This window comes from Burkholderia sp. BCC0322 (genome assembly GCF_902833045.1).
GTDB lineage: Bacteria > Pseudomonadota > Gammaproteobacteria > Burkholderiales > Burkholderiaceae > Burkholderia.
Genome location: NZ_CADFDU010000021.1, coordinates 49,420 through 70,759 on the forward strand (window position 1 = coordinate 49,420; position 21,340 = coordinate 70,759).

The window sequence follows — 21,340 nt, forward strand, 5'->3', positions numbered from 1 at the left end:
TAGAAGCGACGGGCGAGTGGACGAACGCACGGCAACGGTTAGAAAACTTCATACGCCTCCCCAACAATCGCGGATTGAGGAACGGTGCCGGCGATCGCGTACCGCGAATCGAGGCTGTTCGGGTTCGGTGTCGCGACAAAGTAGTGATCGGGCGGGATCTCACCGGCATTGGTCGGGAAGAGTGCGAGGCCGGCGAGCGAGAGGGGCTTGGCGTAGCCGATGTAGGTCTGATTGACCCATACGTCGCGACCGACTACCTGCACGACGTCACCGGGCAGACCGGCGACGTGCTTGATGAACGTGAGGCCCGCGGGATAGGTAGCGCCACCGTGCCACCGAAACGCGATCGTGTCGCCCAGGCGCGGATGGCATGGCCCCTTGCGGATGAAATACAGCGTCCCCGGCAGGCTCGTCGACATGTTGAAGGTCAAGCCGTACCAGGGCGTCAGGCCCCAAGTGATGGCCGCGACGATCGAAAGCACCGCGACGATGCGCACAAACCGGCGGTAGCGGGCCAGACCCGCAGCGCGAGCGACGAGCACGATCACTGGGCGTCTCCGTTGTTGCCTGTTTCCCTTACGTCGATCGGATCCTGGTCATGCAAGACGATGTGCGCAGTTGCATTGGCAACGATTCCGGCAGCGGTCGCCTCCGGGCATTCGCGGCAGGAGCGAGCATCGGCGGATGCAAATCGCTCGATACGGGTCGCCGATCCGGCGAGGGAACAGGAGGCCGGAATCAGCGATTCCAATGGGCGATGGCTCATTTCGCGATCCTCCGTGCGATCAGGTCCGTCAGATCGGGAGCATCCCCAGCGAGTACCGCGGCCTTGTTGACGACAACGCACCCGCACTGCGTGCCGAGCTGGTCCAGAGCCGCCGACAGCCGCTTGGCGTAGTCGCCGGCATGCTGGGTCGCCTTGTTCTTCGCGTCATCGGTCATATGGACCGGATCGCCGTTGTTGAACGTCTTCAACAGGGTTTCCTGTTCATCGCTGATGAGCTTTTGCACGTCGACGACGACCACCGGCGCAACCTTTTCGCGTTGCGTCCAGAAGTAGACGAGCGGGGAACCCAGCACCAATGAGGCGCCGATCGAGATAAGGCTTGTGAGTACGAGGTCGTGTCGCATGGTCACTTCCGTTTGGCGTGGATCAGGGCGCGGATCGCGTCCTCGGTGGGCGTACCGCCGGCACGCAGACGTTCCATGAATTCGAAGTCCGGCCCTTTGGTGGTCGCCATGGCGAGCGTGAATTCATCGGGGATATGGCGCAGCAAGTGAGTGCCGCCGGCGGGATCCACGAGAATGAACTCGCTGTAACGACCGGGCACCGGGCGCAACGACTTGAGCATGCGTTTCAGGCCCGGAGAGAGGTCCATCACGTCACCCTTCTCAATCTTCTTGAGCGTGTCGTCGCTTTGCTTGAGGTGGAACTTCCACGCCGAGTTGTCGAAGGCCGCCTGTGTCGCCTTATTCATCGCGGCATCGGTGATGCCCTGCGTCGCGAAGAAGAAGCTGCCCTCGTACTTTCTCGCACGACGGTAGCCCTCTTCCATGAAGTCCGCGGTCTCCTGATCGTCCCCAACGATTTGCCACCCCTCGTCCTGCAGGAAGAGCTTCGGTCTCGACCGGTCGAAGCGATACATCTCATTGGTGACCTGGTTGGTCAGGCCGAGCATGATCACGGTGCGCAGCTGTGGGTCGCTGTTGAGGTGCTCGAGCTCGAGCCCGACCACTTCGTTGTCGAGTCGAACGTTGGTGCGCCCGTTGACGTAGTCGCCGTAAACGCCGCCCTTGCAGAACGGTTCGAGCCGCACCGCAAGCTCATACGCGATGCGTTCAGGTTGACCGTTCTGATCCTTCAGGGTCAACAGGGCGTCTCGCACCAAGGTGGGATTGCCCTCTTGGGCGTACTCTTTCCAGACGATGCGTACCGCGATGTCGAGCAGCGCACCCTCGAAAGGCGTGATCGGCTCGGTCGGCGAAACCATGCGCGCGATAATCGGACGAATGAACTTCACCTCGCTGTCGAGACCATTTTCCTCATCGGCGCCGGCAGTCGAAAATGCGTTGATAATGATTCGCGAGCCAGGCTTGAAGTCGATGTATTGGCCGCCCGCCATGGCGATCTGCTTCTCGTACGAATAGCCCACATCGCAGATGCGGATGATCCCGCCGACCGAACGAAATGCGCCGATGATGTCGTTCATCAGCACCGATTTACCGGCACCCGAGGTGCCATCGACGAACCCGTTGTAATTCGTGCCGCTCGAATAGATATCAACGAGCGCGGGCGTGCCGCGACGACCAAAGAACATCAGACTGGGACGCCCGTCCGTGCCAGACCATTCGCCGAGCACGGGCGCCATATCGGTGGCGTTCACCGTGGTCTTGGTGGTGATTAGCCGAAACTTCTTCAGGTCGTCGCGCATGTCGCTGGTCAGCATCATGGGCATGGCCGACAGGAACGTCGTGAGCTGCTGCGTGAGCATCGGGAAGAGCTTGAAGCGCTCGGCCCGCCAGATGCCTCTCGCGGCCGCCACGCACTGCTCGATTCTCTTGCTCGGGGCGAACAGCGTGAGCGTGTGATAGAGCTCGCACATCGAACCACCCAGCTGCAGCTGCATTGAGACAGCTTTCCAATCCTGGTTCTGCAGCGCGAGCTCCGGCTGCAGCTTCGCGATCTTCGATTCGGCGTTCTGGGTCGCGCGCGCACCGCGCAGAGCGGCACGCGTCTCGACGGCGTTTTGGTCGAGAATCATCACGCCGAGGGTGATCAAATACGGACAGGGGTACTGATGGACATCGTTGAAGAGCGAGCCAACGATGTTGTTCATCTCCCATAGCTCTTTGATTTTCGGATACTGATGCACGCCGAAGGTGCGCACGGCGATACGTGCGTCTGGTTCGTCCGGTTCCTCCGGCGGCAGCCCGAACATCAGTTGTTTGGCTTTCACGCGCACGCGGTGACCGAAGACCGTCAACTGGTCCCGGATCGACTTGTCGTCGCTGTAGGTCTGATCGAGCGTGTCAGCGCCGTCACCAAAGAGGGCGCCCGGGTTGAGAATCGGCCAGAGAAAGCGAATCAGATCGTCGGGTTCGGCCGTGCGGCTCGCGAGGCTGGCGGATTGCAGCGTTGCGCCCACGACATCGCGCAGATTCTGGATTTCCTCGCGCAGCTTCAGATCATTGAACGCGCCCTTGCGCACGATCGAGAGCATCAGCCGCTTGTCGGTGATCGAGTAGTTCTGACCGAGAAACAATGGCTGACCAAGTTTGGTGCGGATGGACGCAGCGCGGCGCTCGGCCTGCTCGAGATAAAACGACGGAACTGTTCCCGCTTCAGCATACTGGCGACGAAGGTCGACGTAGGCATTCAGCGACTCTTCGATGATCGGGTCGCCGAACAGCATCCACTGGACGCCATACCCGGCCGGCACCGAGTCGTATAGCCCATGCAGACTGCGGGTGAGTTCGGTGTCAGCGCCAGTCTGAGGTGCGACAGCGAGCACGAAACCCACCGAGTCGGTGTTGTAATAAAGTGCGGTGGCCGGGTCATACTGGTCGTATGGCAGAAGCTGATGAAGGCCGATTGTGTCGATCCGACGCTGGTCAGCTGCTGTTGGCGCCGGAGGCCCAAGATCGTCATCGGTGCCGAGAATCGCTTCGCTAATGGCCGTTCGCGCGAGCGATTTCGCGTCATCGATCCAGGTCTGCAGGGTGCTCATCGACGGCTCCCGGATCAGTGATCCACGCCAGCGGGCATCGTGCCCGCCCGGTCGATTGCGCCGGCCGGCGTGAGAATGCCCTGCATCACCCGGTCCGCATTCGACATCGACGCCGACGATGAATCGGTGTTGGACGCGGTAGTTGCTGCCTTGCTACCAGATCCGCCGGCATCCTGCGCAGGTGTCGGCGGCATCACGGGCCGGAACGCTGCCTGGATACGCTGCTGGTTGTGCGCGATCGACCAGTGGCCGGCATCGACGATCAGGTAGACGTACTCCTGATCGTGCAAATCCGAGTCCGCGTCCTGCCACGGTGCGAACCAGATCCGCATCTCGCGCGATGCTGTGTGAACGGGAGCGCCGCTGTCCAGTGCTTTGGGGAGGATTCCAGCGACGCCGAAGGTGGCACGCGAGTTCGTGCCGACAGCTCCGCCCGATGTGCTCGATATCGAACTCGGTCCCCCGGTATAGCTGCCGAGCGCGATGTTGGTGGTCGCGCCGGCGGCCGTATGCACGCGCTGGTCTGGCAGGTTATGCGCCATCGCGTTGGCATAGATTCCGGACATGCTGCTGCAGAGCACACCTTCAGGCGCCTTGCAGGCGAATTGCGAACTCGCGTCGTATCCGCTGAAGCTGCAACCGGTCAGGCTAAGAGCAGCGGTGAAAGCGGTGAGAATGGCGTTGCTCTTCATGGTCACTTTGCTCCGAGCCATTGATCGATTGCCTCGACGCTGGCTGCGCCAGGCAGTACGCGTCCGTCCTCGCTCACGAGGGCGGGCGTACCCGAAATCCCCATGCTCGCGGCCAGTGCTGCGTTCGCATCGATAGGGTTCGCACACGAGACGAGCTTCGGCTCGACTCGCGGCGGCGCAGGTGTCTTCGGGGAGCCACCCTCCGGCGATGAACCTTGATTGCGCATCCACCGTGACAAGGCGAGGGGCATCCATGCACGCCAGGTGGCCAGCCGGTCTTCCGCGCACCAGATCGCGATGGAATGGGCGCGCGCCCGCGGGTGGATCGATTCGAGTGGATACATGAACCGGTAGATCGTCACGTCCTTGAGCTTGGACAGGTCATCCTCCAAGACCAGGCAGTACGGGCAATCGGGATCGTCGAAGATCGCGAGCTTGCGGCGGCCGGTGCCGTGAACCTCGACGAATGCGTCCTGCAGCCGATCGGCGGGGAACCGAACCTTCTGCAGAGCCTGCTCGACGGGCACCGTGAGATCCTGTTGCGTTACCATGTCGAAGAGGTGGCCGAACAGGAAGTACCGACCGGTGACGTCGGTGTACGCGACCTTGTTGCCCATCACGACTTCGTAGATGCCCGTCGACGGCGTGGCGGCCACCTCGCGAAACTGTGTGGACGGGTACCGCGCATGCAGCGCCGCTTTGAGCGCGGCTACGCCGGGATCAACGTTCGGATCGGCCGGGTTGATGGCCATCGCGGGCATCGCTGCGGGTGACGTTGATTCGATGGTCGCGGGTCTCGATGCCGCGACGGGCGCCGAGACCGCGGACGTTCCCTGTGCGGTACATCCCCAAGCGACACACGTAGTCATCAGCAGAGCAAAAGTGAATTTGGCCTGTTTCATTGGATTGTTGAGCATGGAGAGGACAAGGTGCCGCCGGCGGACGTGGAAACCGACGTCGGGAGAAATGCGGTAGGGCGACCTGGCATCGGGAACGCGTGATGCGTGACGCCGTCGAGCATGCGGCCGGCGAGCTTCTTGCCAATGCTGAGCATGTGTGCGTCGCCTTCACTAAACGCCGTGGGATCGTTGCCCTCGTGTATCTGGCCGGTTCGTTTGACCCACGCGCCCGAACGAGCGGCATCGAGCTGAGCATTGGTAGCTTCAACACCTGGCATCCACTGGCCCCATTGCTTGAACAGGAACGGAACGCCCGCAGAAGCGCATTGATCGCGAAGCGCGCGGACCCAAGCCGGATGAGCCATCCTTGCACCGCGGCCACTCTCTCCACCGGTGATCACCCAATCGATCGTGCTCGGAAAGTCGGAGTGATTCGTGAAACCACCTTTCGGCGTGCCGAGCGCTGCCGCCTTGGCGCCGAGCGCGTAAGGCGCCTGATTCCAGTACCCACCTCGAAGCACATCGACGCGGTGCCCTTGGAGCCCAGGCCACGCGACGGATTCGAGATTGATGGGACCAAGCAGTGGTTCCAACGACAAGAATCGCAACGGCACCGGAATGGTGAGCAGCTTCGAGATGTCTCGATCTGCCTCGTCCTGGTTGACGACCGTGGCACCGAGCCATACGTTGACCGGTGTACCTTCGGGAAACATCTCGCCCAGCATGCGCTCGGCGTTACCGATACGCTTGGTCAAGAGAAGCCAAATGAGCCACGGAGTCTTGAGGATCAGTCGGCCGAACGCGGCGCGCGCGCCGGCCGGCGCAGCGTTGTCGAACGGATCGCATACGCTCGGAAAAACTTTGATCGGCAGACTCGCTGCTTGCGCGCGCGAGTTCCACCGAAGCGGTTTCTCCCAATGATCCAGACCATAAGTGCGACGCGGTGCGCCTGCCCCCCAGTTCTCCCCGCGGCGCAGCCAGAGGTTCATTGCCTCCGCGTAGCAGTGGTCGCAGCCCGGTCCAATCTTCTGGCAACCTTCCCACGGTGACCACGTGCGATCGCACCACTCGATCTTGCTGACCACGCTCATCGCCGCACCTTCATGCAAAGGTCGACGCGACGTTGGATTTCCGCCGCGTACAGGCTCAAGTCGCCCGTCATCACGAAATGCGTACGCGGCGCTGCAGGCGTGCCTACGTACTTCTCAGCAGAGGTGTCGCCACGCGGCTCGCTTCCGGCAAGGCATACGTTGTAGCCTCGAGAATTGGCAACATGCGCGAGCGACAGCGTGCCGTTCGCAACCATCTCGTCGAGTAGCGGCCGGATTCGTGCCGCGCTCAGATGAAACTCGCTTGCCAGCACGTATGCTGCATATGCGACGCGCGGTCGCATGACGGACAGCACGTCGTTCGCAGTCGGCATATATCTGGAGCGCGCCATGATTCAGTCCTCCCTCGGCGTGATGCGTTGCATGAACTCCCGCAATGCGGTAGGTAAAACCTGCGCGTCGGCACCTCGGTGGTCGCGCACAATCTGAATTTCGTGAGGCGAGATCATTGGACGGCTCCCAAAATGGCCGCAGCTGCACCGACACGCTCGAAATAGAAGACAACGGACGCACCGGTTTCCTGAACGAGCCCGTAGCACTTCGCAAGGCGGTAGATCGGGTGGTACGCATTGAGGGATGCGACATGCCCGGCGAGCAATTGGCGCCATTGTTCGAGCAACAGCGGTCCCTTACTGATGTTGCAAGGCGCGCAGGACGGCATGTAGTTCGACTCGACGTCGCGTTCGGGATGGATCGCCGGACCGGCCACGAGCTTCCATTGACCGTCGTCCGAACGCTTGCTTTGAACCGCCCGCACGACCGGAGTAAAGTGGTCGGCATGCCAGCGATCGGCCAGCGTGCTTCCGCAGTACGCGCAGTGCCCGTCGTACTTGTTTCGAAGCTGCTCGCGCTGCGCCTTCGTCAGTCGGCTCATGATTCGCGCTCCGAGACGACAGCAGCAGCTCCACGACCGAGCGCCACACATTCCTTGTCGTTGCCAGCTGAAACCGCGTTCGCACTTCGGCGCAGGTGATGCCGATGCGAGCGAGCCAGAAGCGACGCGCATCGGACCATGATGGCGCCGCCCTCGTTGCGATACTCGATCTCGTTCGCTGCTGCCCACGCGAGCACGGTGTCCAAATCCACGCCGGCCTGAAACGCGGCCCGGCCTGCCGCGAGCCATTCGAGCGAAGAGGGTGTTGCCGACGCGAATTCCGCCGCGGCGATCGCAGTGGATTGCGCCGTGTTCGGGGAACGGATCACAATCTCGACCTGCTCCCACAGCAAGGGCTTGCAGTCACGCGCGAGCTCGTTGGGGAAACCGGTAATACCGATCGGACCGGCAGACGTCCTGATGTCGAGTTGACCACCCATGACTGGACTGCTTGACACCTTCGTGAGCTCGCCGGAGGCAACAATTTCGACGGGTACAGTGGCTACGGACGCGATGCCGGCATCCTTGTACCAGTGCATCATCGCGAGCACGGCAACATCAACAGGATCCCCCTTGTCCACGTGCGTGCGCAGCATTGCCGACAAGTCCTCGACAGGCGCGCTCCACCAGCCGGCACGCCCTTTGGCCCTGCCCACTGCCATCTTTTCCTTCAACGCACGATTGAATCCGTCGAGCACGGCATCGTCGAACGCTGCGGCACCGCTCAGCGCATTCGCCTCCGGCTGATCACCATCCGTTGAGGAATCCGGCGGGTCGTTGGAAAGGTCCAGGAGCCCGGTGACGTGCTCAAAAAACTTGAGGAAGCCGGATTGAAACGCGGTGTCGCCATGAAACCGAGCGTTCGCAAATTCACTGAAGCCGCGTATCTGGTCTGCGATGAGCGTGCCCGCACCGAACCAACCCGCGAGTGCCCGGCGCATTTCGGGTTGCAGGTAGTTCCCGTCCATATCCAAGGCGAACGAGACTTCGGCACCTGCTTCGTCTGCGCACCGTTGCATCGCATCTTCGAACGCCAAACGAGGCGCGTGATTCTTTTCCTCAATCATCGGTGTAGCCTCCATCGGTTGCACGGCGATCGCTGGCGATGCCGTCGTTGATGTTGCTGATGTCCGAAAGGGCTCCGTCGTACTCGGCACCCTTCGTCACGGCAAACTCGACCACGCGGCCACCGTCCGTCTCGATCACGGGGAAGAGCTTTTCTGCCGTGCGGATGTAGTACTGCTTAAGAGCGTCAGCCCCGCCCGAGACGCCGCTGCCGATAGCGGCACGACCGACCTGGCTCGGATTGATAATTGAAGTCGACCCCAGCGCGGTGTTGCTGAGGGTGTTGGCTGATTGATTGAACGCTTGCCCAATACCGGACGAGATGCCGGCGAGCACCGACATGGCCAGCGCCGATCCTGCTTTGGAGACCAGGCGGCCGCGCACGCCTTCATGGCCGTCCTCCCCCATGACATTGCCCTTGATGGGCATTTCGATGGTGCGGCCGTTCTTCAAGATGCAGTCGATGGTCTCGCCACGCATATGGGTGCGCTCGCTTGAGACATCGCCGTATGCTTGCGTGAGGATCCGGCACTCCTTGATGTCGAGCTTGCGGCTGTTCGGCAGGTTGGCTGCGTCGAGCACCTGGAGGAACACGGGGAGGGGATCGTGCTGAGCTTCACCCCCAGTCGGTGCATCGACGCCGTTCATCATGAACACGCGGACGAAGGACGTTGCGGGAATGAAGTTAATCTTCTTCTTCCCATTGGCCTTGAGGCAGTCCTGCTGCGCGCGAGTCGCCTGGTCCATTGGTAACGACGAGTAGCGCGGATCGACACAATCGGTCGCGCTGCCGCTCGGCGCACTGAACTGAATGATGTCAAGCCTCGGAGGTGCTGCGACCGTGTCGACCGTACCCGCCTTGCCCGACTTGCCGAACGGCGGGTTCAGGATGGCGCCAGCCTTGGTCGGCGCGCCGTTGAGGGGGATCGGCTTTTCGAGCAGCGCGCGATCGGTCGCTGGTGCAGTCGTCGGCGCCGGCGCACTCGCGGGGGTGGTCTTCATCGCGTCGAGGCGCTTGCCGAGATCGTCCTGCGCCTTCGACAAGGCTTTCAGTTGCGACAGCGTATCGTCGGCGCGCGAATTTGCACTGGAGATCTGCCGAGTCAGATCCGCCAGTTGCGCCTCCGAGTGCGCACGCCAGGCGTTACGATCATTCTGATCGCCCAGGCTCGTGAACGGAACCTTGGTGGTGAACTGACGATTGGTCGGCCCGCCCTGGGTAAAGACCATGCCAATACCGAAGAGGGCGGCCACTACGCCGAAGCCGACCAACGTCAGGATCCGCTGGCGTCGCTTGGTTGCCTGATTGACGTCACTCATGGTCGCCTCGCTCGCGGACGACATAGATGATCGTGCTGGCGCCGGCCGGCAGGTTTGCGTTCTCGATCGCGATGGCCAGCACCCCCGGCGCGTACAGCTCGCGCTCGTCGATGGCCATGTCGCTGTGGGAGGTATTCGACAGCGTGTACGTTTCCCCCACGAAATCGCCGTCACCGTATTGGCGCACCAGCGTCAATACCGCTTCCTTCCAGAGCGGCACGACGGTGTCGACCGACGTGTACGACAGCTGCGGCGCGCCCTGGCCGCCGGCCATCGCGAGCATCATGAGCTTCACGCGCCGTTGAAATGCCGATGCATGCAGCGTCTGGGCAGAACGTGCCGCAGGCGGCTCGATCCGGATATCCTCGGCCGGGCGCGGGCCAGGAACGAGCAAGAGTCGATATGTCGTGCCAACGTCATCGATCACAAACACCGTGATCGACTCATTCAGCGCGGTCGGATTCGCCGGCATAAGCCAAAGCTTGCCGCCGTCTTGCGTCCACGAGACCGAACCAGGTACAGCCGGCACGATCTTGGAGAAGCTGCGGCCACCAGACATGGACAGGACGTTGTACTCGGCTGCGGATACCGATACCTGTTGCGCCTGCCGGTCCGCGCCCTTGACGACCTGGATCGCGTGCGCGCTGGCGGTGGTCAGGAATGCCGCAGTGGCGAGGACCAGACGAGACGTCACGGCCGTGTGCGATGTCGACCGAAGTCGATCAAAGGAGAGTTTCATGATGCGGGAGTCTCCGTGGGGACCAGCGGCGCGACGCCTTGTTTGCCGCGGGTGGCTTCTCGGATGTCGAGCAACACGAGACGGCCGAAGAGGGTGATTCCGAAATAGACCTCGAAGGTCTTTTGCTCCGAGCTCGTGCGCTTGCCCGAGATGTACGTGGTCAAGGTGCCCGTGAGCTTCACGGCTTTGTTGCGGAAATCCACCTCGCCGACACCCATCGGCTCGAAGACGTTCGTCACACCGTCGTGCTTGATCTGCAGCGCGTCGGCATCCCATTCGGTCTTGAGCGAAGCGCGGCGATCGTCGTCGACCATGGACAGGAGAATGCGAACGTTGTTGTCGACGGTCGTCGGTGTAACGCTCTTGGACAGGGACAGCACATATGCGGCCTGGTCGGCGAGATACTGGTCATTCGCGTACCTGGCCCCGATCACGTAGGTGCCGCGAACTGCGGGGGGCATGAGGATGACGCGCTGCGTAACCACCAGCCATGCGCAGGTGAGTGCGATAACCACACTGGTGGTGCCGTTGCCCAACAGAACCTTCTTCAGGAATCGGTTTTCGGCGCGCAGCGCGTCGCGGGATTTGGCGGCATTGTTGGGTGTCATCGGCTCACCCGTTCAGTTCGCGAAGGTCGGATGGCGGCAGCTTCTTCGGCCCGAACATCCCCAACACCCAGTACATGACGTGAGCCGACATGCCGGGATGCTGGCCCGAGCTGAATTTCTGCCAGGCGGCTGCAATCGCAACGCCCGCGACCAAACCCAGCAGCGTGTGGTTGGTTGCCACACCTGCGATCGTGCCGGCGAGGCCGATCGCGGCCACGTCCTTACGAAAGAAGAGAAACTTCTCCGGGTCGTCAAGGCGACTGGGCACGTAGTGACTGAGATCATCCGACATCGCCGCCCCCGATCAGATCGTCGCGGTGTAGCTGGCGTCGATGATGCCGATGATCACACCGACAGCGATACCGATGCCCGACGGAATGAGGAACGCGCCGTAGTCCTTGACGAACATGGCGCGAAGGCTCCCGAACAACACACCTGCGAGGGCGCACGTCTTGCCGGGATTGCCTTTGGCCCAACCCTCAACGGTGGTAGCACCTTGCTGGAACTCTGCGCCGTCCGTTCCGAACGCGTAGCGGGCGACCATCATCAAAGTGAGCGCAAGCAGCACGGCGGTGAGGGCGTTCAGGGTTTCGCGTACTTCGGGTTTCTGCAGGAGTTCCTTGACACGGTCCTCGCAAGCAACGAGGGCGCTCGCGGCTCGTACTTCGAGCATCTCGAGCGGAGAGGTTTGAGCAGTAATCATCTGGTCCTCACGCGTTAAGTAGCCGGTCTATCCGGCCAGGAGTTGTGCCCGCGCCGAAATGGACAGCGCGGGCACCTTTCGGGGGAGAGTGGTTAAGCAAACAATCAAGCTATTTATTACGGATTGCTAATTACTAGATTTCCTCCTTGGTCCAGTGATGAAATCGGTCAGCTGCGCGGACTAGTGGGCCGCGGGTTGCTTAGACGTCGACACGCCCGGTCCAGCAGGTGTACACAGCGCACGATTCGGCACCTTTGCGACATGACTTACATGTCGGGTGCGGATGCTATGCGAGGTATGCCGCTTAACGATCGGGACAGTGGATGCACGTTGCGGCCAACCTTCGGCGGCCGGGGAAACAGGGAGGGAAAGATTCTCTGGAACGACCGGAGCGGAAACCGCTAGGTGCTTGATCGTGGGCTCCGGACACGTTTCTGCCGAACAAAACACGTAGTGGCCTGAGCCGGGCTGACCGATCTGCGTGACGTCGTAGTCCTGGACGCGCGAGCCCGCAAAGCTGGCTTGTGCGAGCACACCGATCACGACCGCGAGAAAAAGGGGGGAACGCATCATCGCGAACCTCGCTCGGTTGAGTTACCGGGCGTCGACTGCGCGCGGTAGCCGGCGTAGGCACGCTGGACGAGCCGGACGTAGCGTGCTTGGGCTGCGGCGTTCGTCGAGCCGGGCCCGGTGTTGTAGCAGCCAACAGCGGCCCAGGTTGCGCCCTTCGCTTGAATGCAGTTTGCGAGCACCCATGCGCTGAGCTTCAGGTTCACGCACGGATTGAGGAGGTCGCGCTGGGTAACGCCGTAGCTGACGAGCTCGGCCAGATGAACGTCGTTGATTTGCGCTGCGCCCCACGCACGGTGCCCGTCAGGCAACCGCGGTCCCACAGCGCTGGGCACGCCGCGTGATTCGACCCAGGTAATGGCACGCAGGAGATCCGGGTCGAGGTGATAAAGGGCTGCCGCCTCATTGAAAATATTGCCCTTGCAGACATCCGCTGCCGCAGGCGAGGTCGCGAGCAGGGCGAACGTGGCTGCAGCTGCCACGCCGAATTTGCGCAAGACGCACGGTGTGCGGCGACGCATGGAATAAAAAGAGTAGCGGACCTGGTCGACCCGATACGCTACGAGACCGCCTGCCGTCGAGGCACTGAGAGAGAGAAGGGGCAGGCGGGGTGCGAGCGACTGAGGCTCGTACCGGAAGGGCGACAACACGAAAGCGGAATTCGTTTCCTCATGGGAACGAGAGAGCAGGCGGGCGCGCGGAAACACGGCACCGGGCCTGCCGATTGGACGCGAAACGCGGAGGTATGTCCTGTCCGCAATTGATACTTCCCGGCGCGTTACAAAGCGTAACAACGCACCATAGAACAGGGACATATCAAATGCGTCAAGCCCAATGGATTGACGTACAATATCTGCAGCCACGAGTGGTCTCTCTCAGCTTTCCCAGCTATTAGCTTGTGGTCAGGCCGAGAAGGGTGTTGGCGCACCCTTCTCGGCCGTTTTACTTCTGGCTTTGCCTTAAAAAAATTCCATCTATCTCGACGACAATAGTCGCCGAAGGAACGCAATGCTCCCGCACAAAATCTACGGCATCTTCAAAATGCCGCCATGATTTCGGTGTAGCGCGCTTTGTTTCTACATCTACCACCTTCCCGGATATCGTCAGCAGACAGATCTGCCAGCTTCTTAACGGTCCGAAGAAAATCTTAACTTCGTACTCTTCGCTCAATTCGTTCCGGCGCAACTCGGCCACCGTGATTCCCATATCTGTTTTGGCCTTCTTTCTGGTCAAAACAGTCTTTCTCCATCGTCGCGCCGGTCGAAGCAAGTTCATTTTCCCAATTTTCGATTTCCGGGAATCGGGAATTCGCGCAATGATCGTATCTTTGCAGTGCCCCTGTGTCAACAAGAAAGGCGTCAGGTTTGTTAGATTGTCGATGGCCAAAGTTGTACGCGGCGATCGCAACCCGGATCCCACGTTGGATCCCCCTATCCGCACCTCTTGCTTCCGAGTCGGCTAGCTCCGGTACAAATTACCGTAATATATGAAAGAATCTAAAATGCCACGCGATCTGATGGTCTTTAACATTTCTCACACGTAAAAATACCCGAAATAGGCTTGCCAATCAACCATAATTAAGGATTTTGGGGGCGCTATCTTACACGCATGGACAACTCAAATCAGGCGCAAGGCCGCACCCCGTTCGGCGAACGCCTTCTACTAGCTAGACGAAGGAAGGGCTACTCGCAAAAGCAAGTCGAAGCCCGCGTCGGTATCTCGCAAAGCAACCTAGGAGCGCTCGAAACAAAGGGCACCGGATCCGCTTTTACGGTTGCCCTGGCATTGCTCTATGGCGTCAGCCCGGTATGGCTCGCGCTGGGTAAAGGCCCGATGGAAGGGGCGCCGCCCGCCCCCGATTGGTTTCTGGATCTCACGGAGCGCGAGCTTGAAGCGGTACAGGATTTTGCCGCCGGCCTCATCGCCGCCCGAAAAATCTACAGCGTCCCCGCTCGTGCAAAGGCCAGCACGCCGCTTTCACTTCCATCGCCGGACAAATCAAACGACCCAACCGACTGACCACGTGTCACGCGATCCGATGGTCCGTTCGACCATCGGTCGAGAAGTCCGCACTGATCGCAGTATGTAGGTCATATGCATCTTGGACCGCTCTCGCGGTGAGCCGCTGTGCTTGCATAACAATGCGCGGGTCAATTGGCCCCGCTTCCATCGACGCAAGCAACGCTGCGGCACCGTTGGTCAATGCAGCCCAATCCACGATACGTGCCAGAACAGCACGGGAATACATTTCGCTGGCTGCTACTCGTTCATCGGATCTCGACGCTGAACCATCACCAATCCCGGTCTCCTCTTTCAACTCGGCGCCGGAACACATAATCAGTTCCGGTGCGTCGCTCTGCATCGGGTGGACAAATCGATTTCGAAATAGAAACGGACGCGCCCCATCGACGGTATTGATCACTCGCTGAACATCCTGAACGTGGCCCAGCTCGAAGAAGCGGGAGATGTTCGATCGAGACTCGTTAGCCGACGCCACGGACATGAATAGTTCCTGCGCGTTCTGGCCAATCACGTCTTCTTCCCGGAATCCGGTGTACTCCTCCGCCCGACGGTTGAAGCGGTGAATCGTGCCCGCCTTGTCCAACACCACGAGAATCGCATTGGCCTCGGAAATGACTCCCTCCGAGAAGGCCATCGCACGCATCGTGATAGTCGCGACCGACTCGGGGTCCCACAGGGAGGCGCCAATTCCGGCCCACTCTCCTGCACGGACCTTCTTGCCGAGCAAGTACAGGTCAATATGCTCACCTTGAATCACCGTGTTCAGTGTCACCATGGACATCGCGCCCGCCAGGCTACGAATTCGTCCGGCCTGGTGAGCGCTGAGCTGAACAGAAATCGGTCGCCCGGTCTCGTCGTCGGCCGACGACAGCGTTAGCACGTGATCAGGACTTGAAAATCGCCAGTTCGGCGTGGAGGTCCCGAAGTGATTTCTGAACCCCGCAAAAATGGTCTTCGCACTCATCGCACCACCCAAACCTGTGATCGCAGTTCAACTTTGGCCCATACCGCTTCCGGCGCTCGCTCGACGGCGGGGGAACCGGACGACATTGTCCTGCTCGCGCACTTCCCACGCAGCGATCATCGAATCCGCCGGAACGAACATCGGATCGGCTGACACAACACCTCGCCAGATTCGATCGTCAATCTTCTTGCCGACCAGATAAACCTCGAGCCGTGTCCCGAAAAACGCCATCTCGCATCGCACACGCGCAACCATGTCGCCGATGCCGCGGACCCGCGCTACGACGGATTCATCCAGTCCGACAGCCAGATCTGCTCTGCGAGGCAGGCTACCAAGAACGATCGCGTTGCTATCATCGGTCAGCGTCCAGATCGGACGCTCGGTCCCGATACGTACCAGAAAAGCGCCTTCCACTTCATTTTGATTCATCACGCCCTCGCCACCCTCATTGACAAGCGAAATCAAATTCGCGCATAGCGCCGCTCAGTGCGGCCGGAAAGCAACCTCACGACGCACATGCTGCTTAACGGCAGGACTCCGCGGAAATTCAGAGGAGTATTTATTCTATTTTTCGCAGTCCCATCGGTTGGGCGGTCGCTGTCGCAGCACCGGCGGGTGGTGCTTCGTCCCTGGAGAGCTTCATTGCGACGACAGCCGCAGTTGTACCCGCATACACGTTAAGCGCGGTACGCCCCATGTCAAAGAACGCGTCGACACCCAAAATCAAAAGTACGGCGTCGGCCGGTAAGCCGATCGACGTCAAGATTACCGTGATCGCGACGATCGCGCCGGATGGTACGTTCGCTGCCCCGTCAATCGTGACAATCGCGAGCAATGCGATCGTGATCGCAAGCGGCCACGACCACGCGAGATGATAGGCATCTGCGAGATATCCGACAGCGAGAGCCGTATACAGAACTGCACCGTCCCGATTGAAAATATAGGCGAGCGGCAGAATAGTGGACCCGACGCCGTATGGCACGCCCATGTCGGTCAGCTTCTTCAGATGCAACGGGAACGTAACTTCGGACGATCGTGTCGTGAACGCCAAGATCAAGGGCTCACGTACCCTTTTGAGCACCGCGGCGGGCGATTGTCCGGATACCTTAATTATGACTGTCAGGACAATCGCGAGAATCGCCATCCCGACATAGGCGAGGCCAAGTAACTTCAGCAATGGGTAAATCGCGGCCATACCCTTCGACGATAAGAGCACCGCCAACGAGGCGAAGATCGCGAGCGGTGACCATGCGATCACCCATTCGGTCATCTTAAACAGGCCCGCCAGCAACGAATCGAACACTTCGATCGCTGGCTCTGCACGTTCGGGAACCGAGGCCAACGCCCCACCAAGGAGCGTGCCAAAGACCAGAACCGGGAGCGAGTTCCCGGACGCAAGTGCAGCGACAATGTTTGTCGGGATCAGATCGGTCACAAACTTCATCCAGTCGATGCTCGACGCAAGATTGGCGGGCAGCGATCCGGTTTGAGCGAGACTGGCACCAACGCCGGGTCGATACAGGAAATTGAGCAGCAGGCCGAGCGACGCAGCAAATGCGGTCATCACAAGGAAGAAGCCGACGCACGAGAGCGCAACCTTGCCAAGCTGCTCTCTGCTCTGCAATGCGCGAAAGACGCCGACGGTGACAGAGAGAAAAATCAACGGGATCACGACCATCTTGATCGCATGCCCGAAAATGGTCGAAATAAAACCAAAGTCTGCAGCACTCGACGGAAAAATAAGCCCGCACGCGACGCCCAAAATCAAGCCACCAAGCATCTGAACAGGCAATGATGTTCTTCTCTTCGTTATGCTATTCATGTTTTTCCCGTAACAAGTTGATCCGTGCTGGCGTGCCGTCAACAACGTGATCCCACATCAGCTTGCGCGCAGCGTCAGAGTCCTTCTCCACAATCGCGGCGAAAATGGCTAGATGCTCTCTGGTGCCCCGACGAACCGTCTCCGCATCCGTTCTCGGGATCTCGTTCAACGCCAACGTCTGAGCACGAAGCAAGTTGTACGCCGTCGCGATCCTGTCATTTTTCGCTGCTGCAAAAAGCTCACAGTGAAATACCCATCCCACGCGCTGCTCGAGCATGATGTCTGCCGTGTGCTTCTCGACGATTCCATGCATACGCTCCGCGGCCAGTCTGAGTCCGTCTGTTGCGCCCATTTGCGCGGCGAGATAGGCCGCCGTACTTTCGAGCGCCAAACGCATCTCAAAGATGTCGCGCAGATCGGTCGTCGAGGGAGCGGATACATAGGTTCCGCTCTTGTCAACGACGTCCACCAACCCCTCCGATTCGAGCAAGTGCAAAGCGCTACGTACCGGCATCTGCCCGAACCCCAGTTCGTCGGACAAACGGCGTTGCGAAATCTTTTGCCCAGGCAAGAGCCGGCCGTCGAAGATTCGCCCGCGAATCTCGACATAGGCACGTTCGGCATCAGTTAGATTTTTCCCCGACATCTACGATCGCAGTTTTCGTCTATGTATGCAGCTTATTTGAACGAATCACGTTAGCTCGAATGAGGATTGCTCACAACTGCCATTTTTGCCAGCATCAATGTTTCCCCAATAAAGTCCACAATTTCGCTACAAATCTAAATTGAAAACTAAATGACAATGCCGTCCATGCGCTTCACCATTTCTTCTGTTCAAGCAGACGACACCTACCCTCTCCGGGGTGAGATATTGCTAGATAGCGACGAAAAGGCATGCGTGTTGCCCGGGGATGACTGCCCGACTACGCTACACCTCGCCGTCAGCTCGTCGGCCACTATCGTTGCTGTCGCAACCGTTTGTGAAGAATCCCCACCTGGTCTGCGAGATTCGAATGCGTGGCGCCTCCGCGGGATGGCCGTGCGACCGGAAGTTCGAGACCTGGGGTTCGGACGACTCCTGGTGCAGCTCTGTGTTCGTTACGCACGTGAGCATCAAGCCACGGAGATCTGGTGCACCGCCCGCGAATCCGCGCATGGCTTCTACGAAAAACTAGGCTTCATCACGGATACACCGGCACTACATATGCATGGCCGAACGGATATGCGGTTCTACGTGATGAGGCGACAGATCACGCACTAACCAGCGAAAACAGCAGCGCAACCGGCATGTCGGCGTATTAAAATTGCCGGCGGTTGCGCAGTACCCTCAGTCGGGTTCGATCTGCATTTGCTGCGCTGCCTGCTGACGGCGCTGGCGTTGCGGCTGGATGTTCGCCTGCTCGGTCACCTCGTGCTCGCGCAATGTTTCAACCGCGCTGGACTTGTCCTGATGACGCGTCACCGCCGTGCGGGCGACACCCGCGTCGGTGGTGAAGACTTGCAGGTCTTCGACTGCCCGCGTCAGTCCGACGTAAAAGCTGCGATCGCCGAAGATTCTCCGCACGGTCATCGCAATATCGGAGTAGCGGCGGGAGTCATCCGGATCTCGCTCCAGTTTGTGGGACGGGATGTGCAGCATCGCTTGCTCGCGGGTTGCGCCCTGCCCGGCGTGGACAGTCGCCGCGTAAGCGTGGTCCCAATGGTGCTGGGTGTCGAGATCCCATGGAATCTCCTTGCCGTCCGAGAGACGAAGGACAGCGCGGTTCTGCTCGACCGAAACGACGGTCGCCTCATGGCCGTTCTTGACGAGCTCGTCGCCGCGGGTAAAGCGAATGACGTCACGCGCCGCGAGTTTGCGAGTTTCCGAGAGATATACCTCCACCCGGTTGTACTTTTTCGGCTCCCACTCCATCAGTGTGCCGTCGGCCTTCCGGAGAACGACGATACCCTCGTCCGGTCGAGTACTGTCAACGTCCATGTATTCACCGCGCGAGGCGAGGATCTTCTGATAGTCGCGTCCAAAGCGCACCGTCATTTCCTTGGTGTAATACTGCGCCTCCTTTTGCTTGGCGCGGGTCATGTCTCCTTCGGACGTGAAAATGGTGTGCTCAGACTCCCTGACATCCAGCTCGCCTTGCTTCTTCAATTCGGCCCGAACGGCATTGTTGATATCGATCCGGTCCTCGTTGAATGGCGTAATGATGATCGTTTGGTTTCGCGCCGTCCCCCGTTCTACATACTGTTGAGCGAGGGCATCAATCAGCTGGGCCGGATCTTCGTTTTCAGTTACGCGTCCGGCCTGCTGGAGGAAGTCAAAGGCGCGACCGTTGCGCGCGAGGTTCAGGTCGGTTAGCGGCTCGTCAGGAGCGAGATCGGCTGTGCCGACGGTGATGGCGACGGCCTGCTGCAGTTCGGGATTCCTCTGGCGCTGGATCTGGGTCATCTGCACCGTAGAAACGCCCTCGTCCTGCAGGATCTCAAACGGCTTGCCGGCCTCGATGGCCTGCAGCTGCAGTCGGTCGCCCAGGAGGATGACCTTCGCATCAGCCCGTTCCGCCATCTTGAACAGCCGCGCCATCTGCCGTTGCGAGAGGAATGACGATTCGTCGACAAGCCAGAGCTCGCGCTCGCGTGCAAGGTCTGGGACGTACTCGCGCAGGAGCTTGAGATCGTCCTGGCGACGTTGCTCGTGGATCTCGAACATCGTCACGGTGTTGGCCTGGATACCCGAATCGTTCTCGAGTTGCTTGGCGGCCTGCCCGGTCGCAGCCATCCCGCGAACAAGCCACCCCTGCTCGTGCGCGACCTGGACGGTACCCTTGACCATCGTGGTCTTGCCGACACCGGCGAGACCCTGCACAGCGACAATCCTGTCCTTGCTGGTCAATGCATGCTCGATCGCGCCACGTTGGCCAGTCGTGTAGTCGAAAGTCGGATCGTTACGCTCGGTACGCGCGGTGGCAATTGCCTGCTCGATGCGCGACCGGACCAGTTCTGCCGGTGCGATCGCCGGCGTCGCGTCACGCTGGGCGAGGGCATTTTCGACTGTCCACCGCTCCGTGTTGAGCATCTTCTCGGTCGTAATCTTGCCGTCCGGAAGATCGACGATCTTGCCCTGGTCGACCAGCTTCTTGTAGGCGTCGAAGATTTGGTTGGGCGACGTGCGGCCGACCGAATGCTCCAGAGCGGTTTGAACGAGGTCATATTGGTTCAGCACGATTTCGCGCTCCCCAAGGTGAGCAGCTGAGAATCGCAGCGCCTCGAGGCCAGACAACTTGACGACCCGGGCGTCCGTTCCAGCTTCTCGTGCCTCACGCGCCTTCTGCCGGATGGCGCTGTAATCCAGGTCGACAGCCGCTGCACGTGCGCGCCATTGGCCCGCCAACGCATCGTGGTCAACGCCGACTTTCCGCTCGCGTGTAGCAAGCACCGCACGTTCCTTCTCGGCGGGCGTGGCGTTTGCTGGATCGATGCCGTTGGCCCGGAGCCATCGATCACGCGCTGCCGAGCGCTGACTGAAGTGTTCGATCTGTTCCCGCGTCAGACCGACGAGTTCGAAGTTTCCGTTCTTGTCCGGTGCCGTGATGGCATAGCCGCGCTTCTGCAATCCACGAGCAAGCGACGACGTGTAGACGGCACCGATCACCTTCTGCTGCACGTAAAGCGCGTCATTGGTGAGCGATCGCCATTCGCCGTCTGAGCGCTGGGTGGCATTCATGACCAGTGCGTGAGTATGGGTGTCGGGGTCGAGATCTCGGCTCGTATTGTGTCGGAACAAGGCAACAACCACGTTGCCAGTCTCCTCGGTGACAGTCTGGCCATCGACGGTTTTTCGCGCCTGGGCAGCATACGCCTCGACATACTCGAGCGCCTCCTTGACGGCGTCCTCATGCGCGAGTCGGACATCACGATCCTCGAAGACCTCGGCGGCGATGCTGACGCTCTTGGGTGCCGAAAAGGTCAAATCGATACCGGGTCGGTGAACCACCTCGGGCTCGCCATTCTCGTCGAGGACGACGCGGCCGAGCTGCTCACCACCGACCTGGCCAGACAGCAGCTTGAAGAATTCGTGGCGATCGACCTGCCCGTTCAGTCCGAGAGTCGCGGCGCCCTTGCCGAACCAGGCGGAATGCTCGAGCCCCTGATCGGTCGTGTAATAGTTGTCTTTCGAAAAATAGTGGAGCGCCTGGCCGGCGCTGCCGACGTTGTGCATGCTCATCATGGC

At 60.3% G+C, this 21,340-nt stretch carries 24 protein-coding genes; 2 read left to right on the plus strand and 22 right to left on the minus strand.

The annotated features are described in order from the left end of the window. Positions 1 to 38: 38 nt before the first annotated feature. The 17 genes from HWX39_RS33890 to HWX39_RS33970 form a co-directional block, all read right to left on the minus strand. Entirely contained in the window at positions 39 to 548 is a 510-nt protein-coding gene (locus HWX39_RS33890) for a S26 family signal peptidase (RefSeq protein WP_175971910.1), read from the minus strand. After that, positions 545 to 766, minus strand: a complete 222-nt coding sequence (locus HWX39_RS33895; RefSeq protein WP_175971911.1) for a hypothetical protein — start codon at positions 764 to 766, stop codon at positions 545 to 547. Before HWX39_RS33895 ends, HWX39_RS33890 begins: the two co-directional genes overlap by 4 nt. Further along, a complete protein-coding gene (locus tag HWX39_RS33900; RefSeq protein ID WP_175971912.1) occupies positions 763 to 1,131 on the minus strand; it encodes a TrbI F-type domain-containing protein in 369 nt (122 codons plus the stop codon). Before HWX39_RS33900 ends, HWX39_RS33895 begins: the two co-directional genes overlap by 4 nt. A 2-nt stretch (positions 1,132 to 1,133) precedes the next feature. Next, on the minus strand, positions 1,134 to 3,728 hold the full coding sequence (gene traC / locus HWX39_RS33905; protein WP_175971913.1) for a type IV secretion system protein TraC: 2,595 nt from the start codon (positions 3,726 to 3,728) through the stop codon (positions 1,134 to 1,136). A gap of 14 nt (positions 3,729 to 3,742) precedes the next feature. Beyond that, positions 3,743 to 4,420 carry a type IV conjugative transfer system lipoprotein TraV gene (gene traV, locus HWX39_RS33910; protein WP_175971914.1) on the minus strand — a complete coding sequence of 226 codons (678 nt, stop codon included), beginning with the start codon at positions 4,418 to 4,420 and terminating at the stop codon, positions 3,743 to 3,745. Positions 4,421 to 4,422: 2 nt separating this feature from the next. Then, complete coding sequence (locus tag HWX39_RS33915; RefSeq protein WP_244135149.1) at positions 4,423 to 5,172, minus strand: DsbC family protein; 750 nt, start codon at positions 5,170 to 5,172, stop codon at positions 4,423 to 4,425. Between the two features lie 146 nt (positions 5,173 to 5,318). After that, complete coding sequence (locus tag HWX39_RS33920; RefSeq protein ID WP_175971915.1) at positions 5,319 to 6,410, minus strand: DUF5131 family protein; 1,092 nt, start codon at positions 6,408 to 6,410, stop codon at positions 5,319 to 5,321. Then, complete coding sequence (locus HWX39_RS33925; RefSeq protein WP_175971916.1) at positions 6,407 to 6,760, minus strand: hypothetical protein; 354 nt, start codon at positions 6,758 to 6,760, stop codon at positions 6,407 to 6,409. The genes HWX39_RS33920 and HWX39_RS33925 overlap by 4 nt, the downstream gene beginning before the upstream one ends. 113 nt (positions 6,761 to 6,873) lie before the next feature. Then, positions 6,874 to 7,302 carry an HNH endonuclease gene (locus HWX39_RS33930; protein ID WP_175971917.1) on the minus strand — a complete coding sequence of 143 codons (429 nt, stop codon included), beginning with the start codon at positions 7,300 to 7,302 and terminating at the stop codon, positions 6,874 to 6,876. Then, the gene (locus HWX39_RS33935; protein ID WP_175971918.1) at positions 7,299 to 8,369 is read right to left on the minus strand and encodes a hypothetical protein; all 1,071 of its coding nucleotides are present in this window, start codon (positions 8,367 to 8,369) and stop codon (positions 7,299 to 7,301) included. Before HWX39_RS33935 ends, HWX39_RS33930 begins: the two co-directional genes overlap by 4 nt. Next, a complete protein-coding gene (locus HWX39_RS33940; protein ID WP_175971919.1) occupies positions 8,362 to 9,687 on the minus strand; it encodes a TrbI/VirB10 family protein in 1,326 nt (441 codons plus the stop codon). Before HWX39_RS33940 ends, HWX39_RS33935 begins: the two co-directional genes overlap by 8 nt. After that, positions 9,680 to 10,426, minus strand: coding sequence for a type-F conjugative transfer system secretin TraK (locus HWX39_RS33945; RefSeq protein ID WP_175971920.1), 747 nt, complete (start codon positions 10,424 to 10,426; stop codon positions 9,680 to 9,682). The genes HWX39_RS33940 and HWX39_RS33945 overlap by 8 nt, the downstream gene beginning before the upstream one ends. Then, positions 10,423 to 11,034 carry a type IV conjugative transfer system protein TraE gene (locus HWX39_RS33950; RefSeq protein WP_175971921.1) on the minus strand — a complete coding sequence of 204 codons (612 nt, stop codon included), beginning with the start codon at positions 11,032 to 11,034 and terminating at the stop codon, positions 10,423 to 10,425. The genes HWX39_RS33945 and HWX39_RS33950 overlap by 4 nt, the downstream gene beginning before the upstream one ends. 4 nt (positions 11,035 to 11,038) lie before the next feature. Further along, positions 11,039 to 11,326, minus strand: coding sequence for a type IV conjugative transfer system protein TraL (traL, locus tag HWX39_RS33955; protein ID WP_175971922.1), 288 nt, complete (start codon positions 11,324 to 11,326; stop codon positions 11,039 to 11,041). A 12-nt stretch (positions 11,327 to 11,338) separates the two neighbouring features. Continuing rightward, entirely contained in the window at positions 11,339 to 11,737 is a 399-nt protein-coding gene (locus HWX39_RS33960; RefSeq protein ID WP_175971923.1) for a hypothetical protein, read from the minus strand. Positions 11,738 to 12,306: 569 nt separating this feature from the next. Next, complete coding sequence (locus HWX39_RS33965; protein WP_175971964.1) at positions 12,307 to 12,804, minus strand: lytic transglycosylase domain-containing protein; 498 nt, start codon at positions 12,802 to 12,804, stop codon at positions 12,307 to 12,309. Positions 12,805 to 13,249: 445 nt separating this feature from the next. After that, on the minus strand, positions 13,250 to 13,693 hold the full coding sequence (locus HWX39_RS33970) for a hypothetical protein (RefSeq protein ID WP_175971924.1): 444 nt from the start codon (positions 13,691 to 13,693) through the stop codon (positions 13,250 to 13,252). A 222-nt stretch (positions 13,694 to 13,915) separates the two neighbouring features. Here HWX39_RS33970 and HWX39_RS33975 point away from each other — a divergent pair, with 222 nt between their 5' ends. Further along, entirely contained in the window at positions 13,916 to 14,326 is a 411-nt protein-coding gene (locus tag HWX39_RS33975) for a helix-turn-helix transcriptional regulator (RefSeq protein WP_175971925.1), read from the plus strand. Positions 14,327 to 14,333: 7 nt separating this feature from the next. Here the strand turns inward: HWX39_RS33975 and HWX39_RS33980 are convergent, their stop codons facing one another. The 4 genes from HWX39_RS33980 to HWX39_RS33995 form a co-directional block, all read right to left on the minus strand. Next, entirely contained in the window at positions 14,334 to 15,293 is a 960-nt protein-coding gene (locus tag HWX39_RS33980) for a PAS domain S-box protein (protein WP_175971926.1), read from the minus strand. A 27-nt stretch (positions 15,294 to 15,320) separates the two neighbouring features. Beyond that, entirely contained in the window at positions 15,321 to 15,722 is a 402-nt protein-coding gene (locus tag HWX39_RS33985) for a hypothetical protein (protein ID WP_175971927.1), read from the minus strand. 130 nt (positions 15,723 to 15,852) lie between these two features. Next, positions 15,853 to 17,115, minus strand: a complete 1,263-nt coding sequence (locus HWX39_RS33990) for a dicarboxylate/amino acid:cation symporter (RefSeq protein ID WP_175971928.1) — start codon at positions 17,113 to 17,115, stop codon at positions 15,853 to 15,855. Then, positions 17,108 to 17,761: a GntR family transcriptional regulator gene (locus HWX39_RS33995; protein ID WP_175971929.1), complete on the minus strand. Its 654-nt coding sequence runs from the start codon at positions 17,759 to 17,761 to the stop codon at positions 17,108 to 17,110. The genes HWX39_RS33990 and HWX39_RS33995 overlap by 8 nt, the downstream gene beginning before the upstream one ends. 165 nt (positions 17,762 to 17,926) lie before the next feature. Here HWX39_RS33995 and HWX39_RS34000 point away from each other — a divergent pair, with 165 nt between their 5' ends. Beyond that, a complete protein-coding gene (locus HWX39_RS34000) occupies positions 17,927 to 18,376 on the plus strand; it encodes a GNAT family N-acetyltransferase (RefSeq protein WP_244135154.1) in 450 nt (149 codons plus the stop codon). A 66-nt stretch (positions 18,377 to 18,442) separates the two neighbouring features. On the opposite strand, the gene mobF is transcribed toward HWX39_RS34000, so the two are convergent. Continuing rightward, entirely contained in the window at positions 18,443 to 21,337 is a 2,895-nt protein-coding gene (gene mobF, locus HWX39_RS34005) for a MobF family relaxase (protein ID WP_175971931.1), read from the minus strand. Positions 21,338 to 21,340 lie beyond the last annotated feature (3 nt).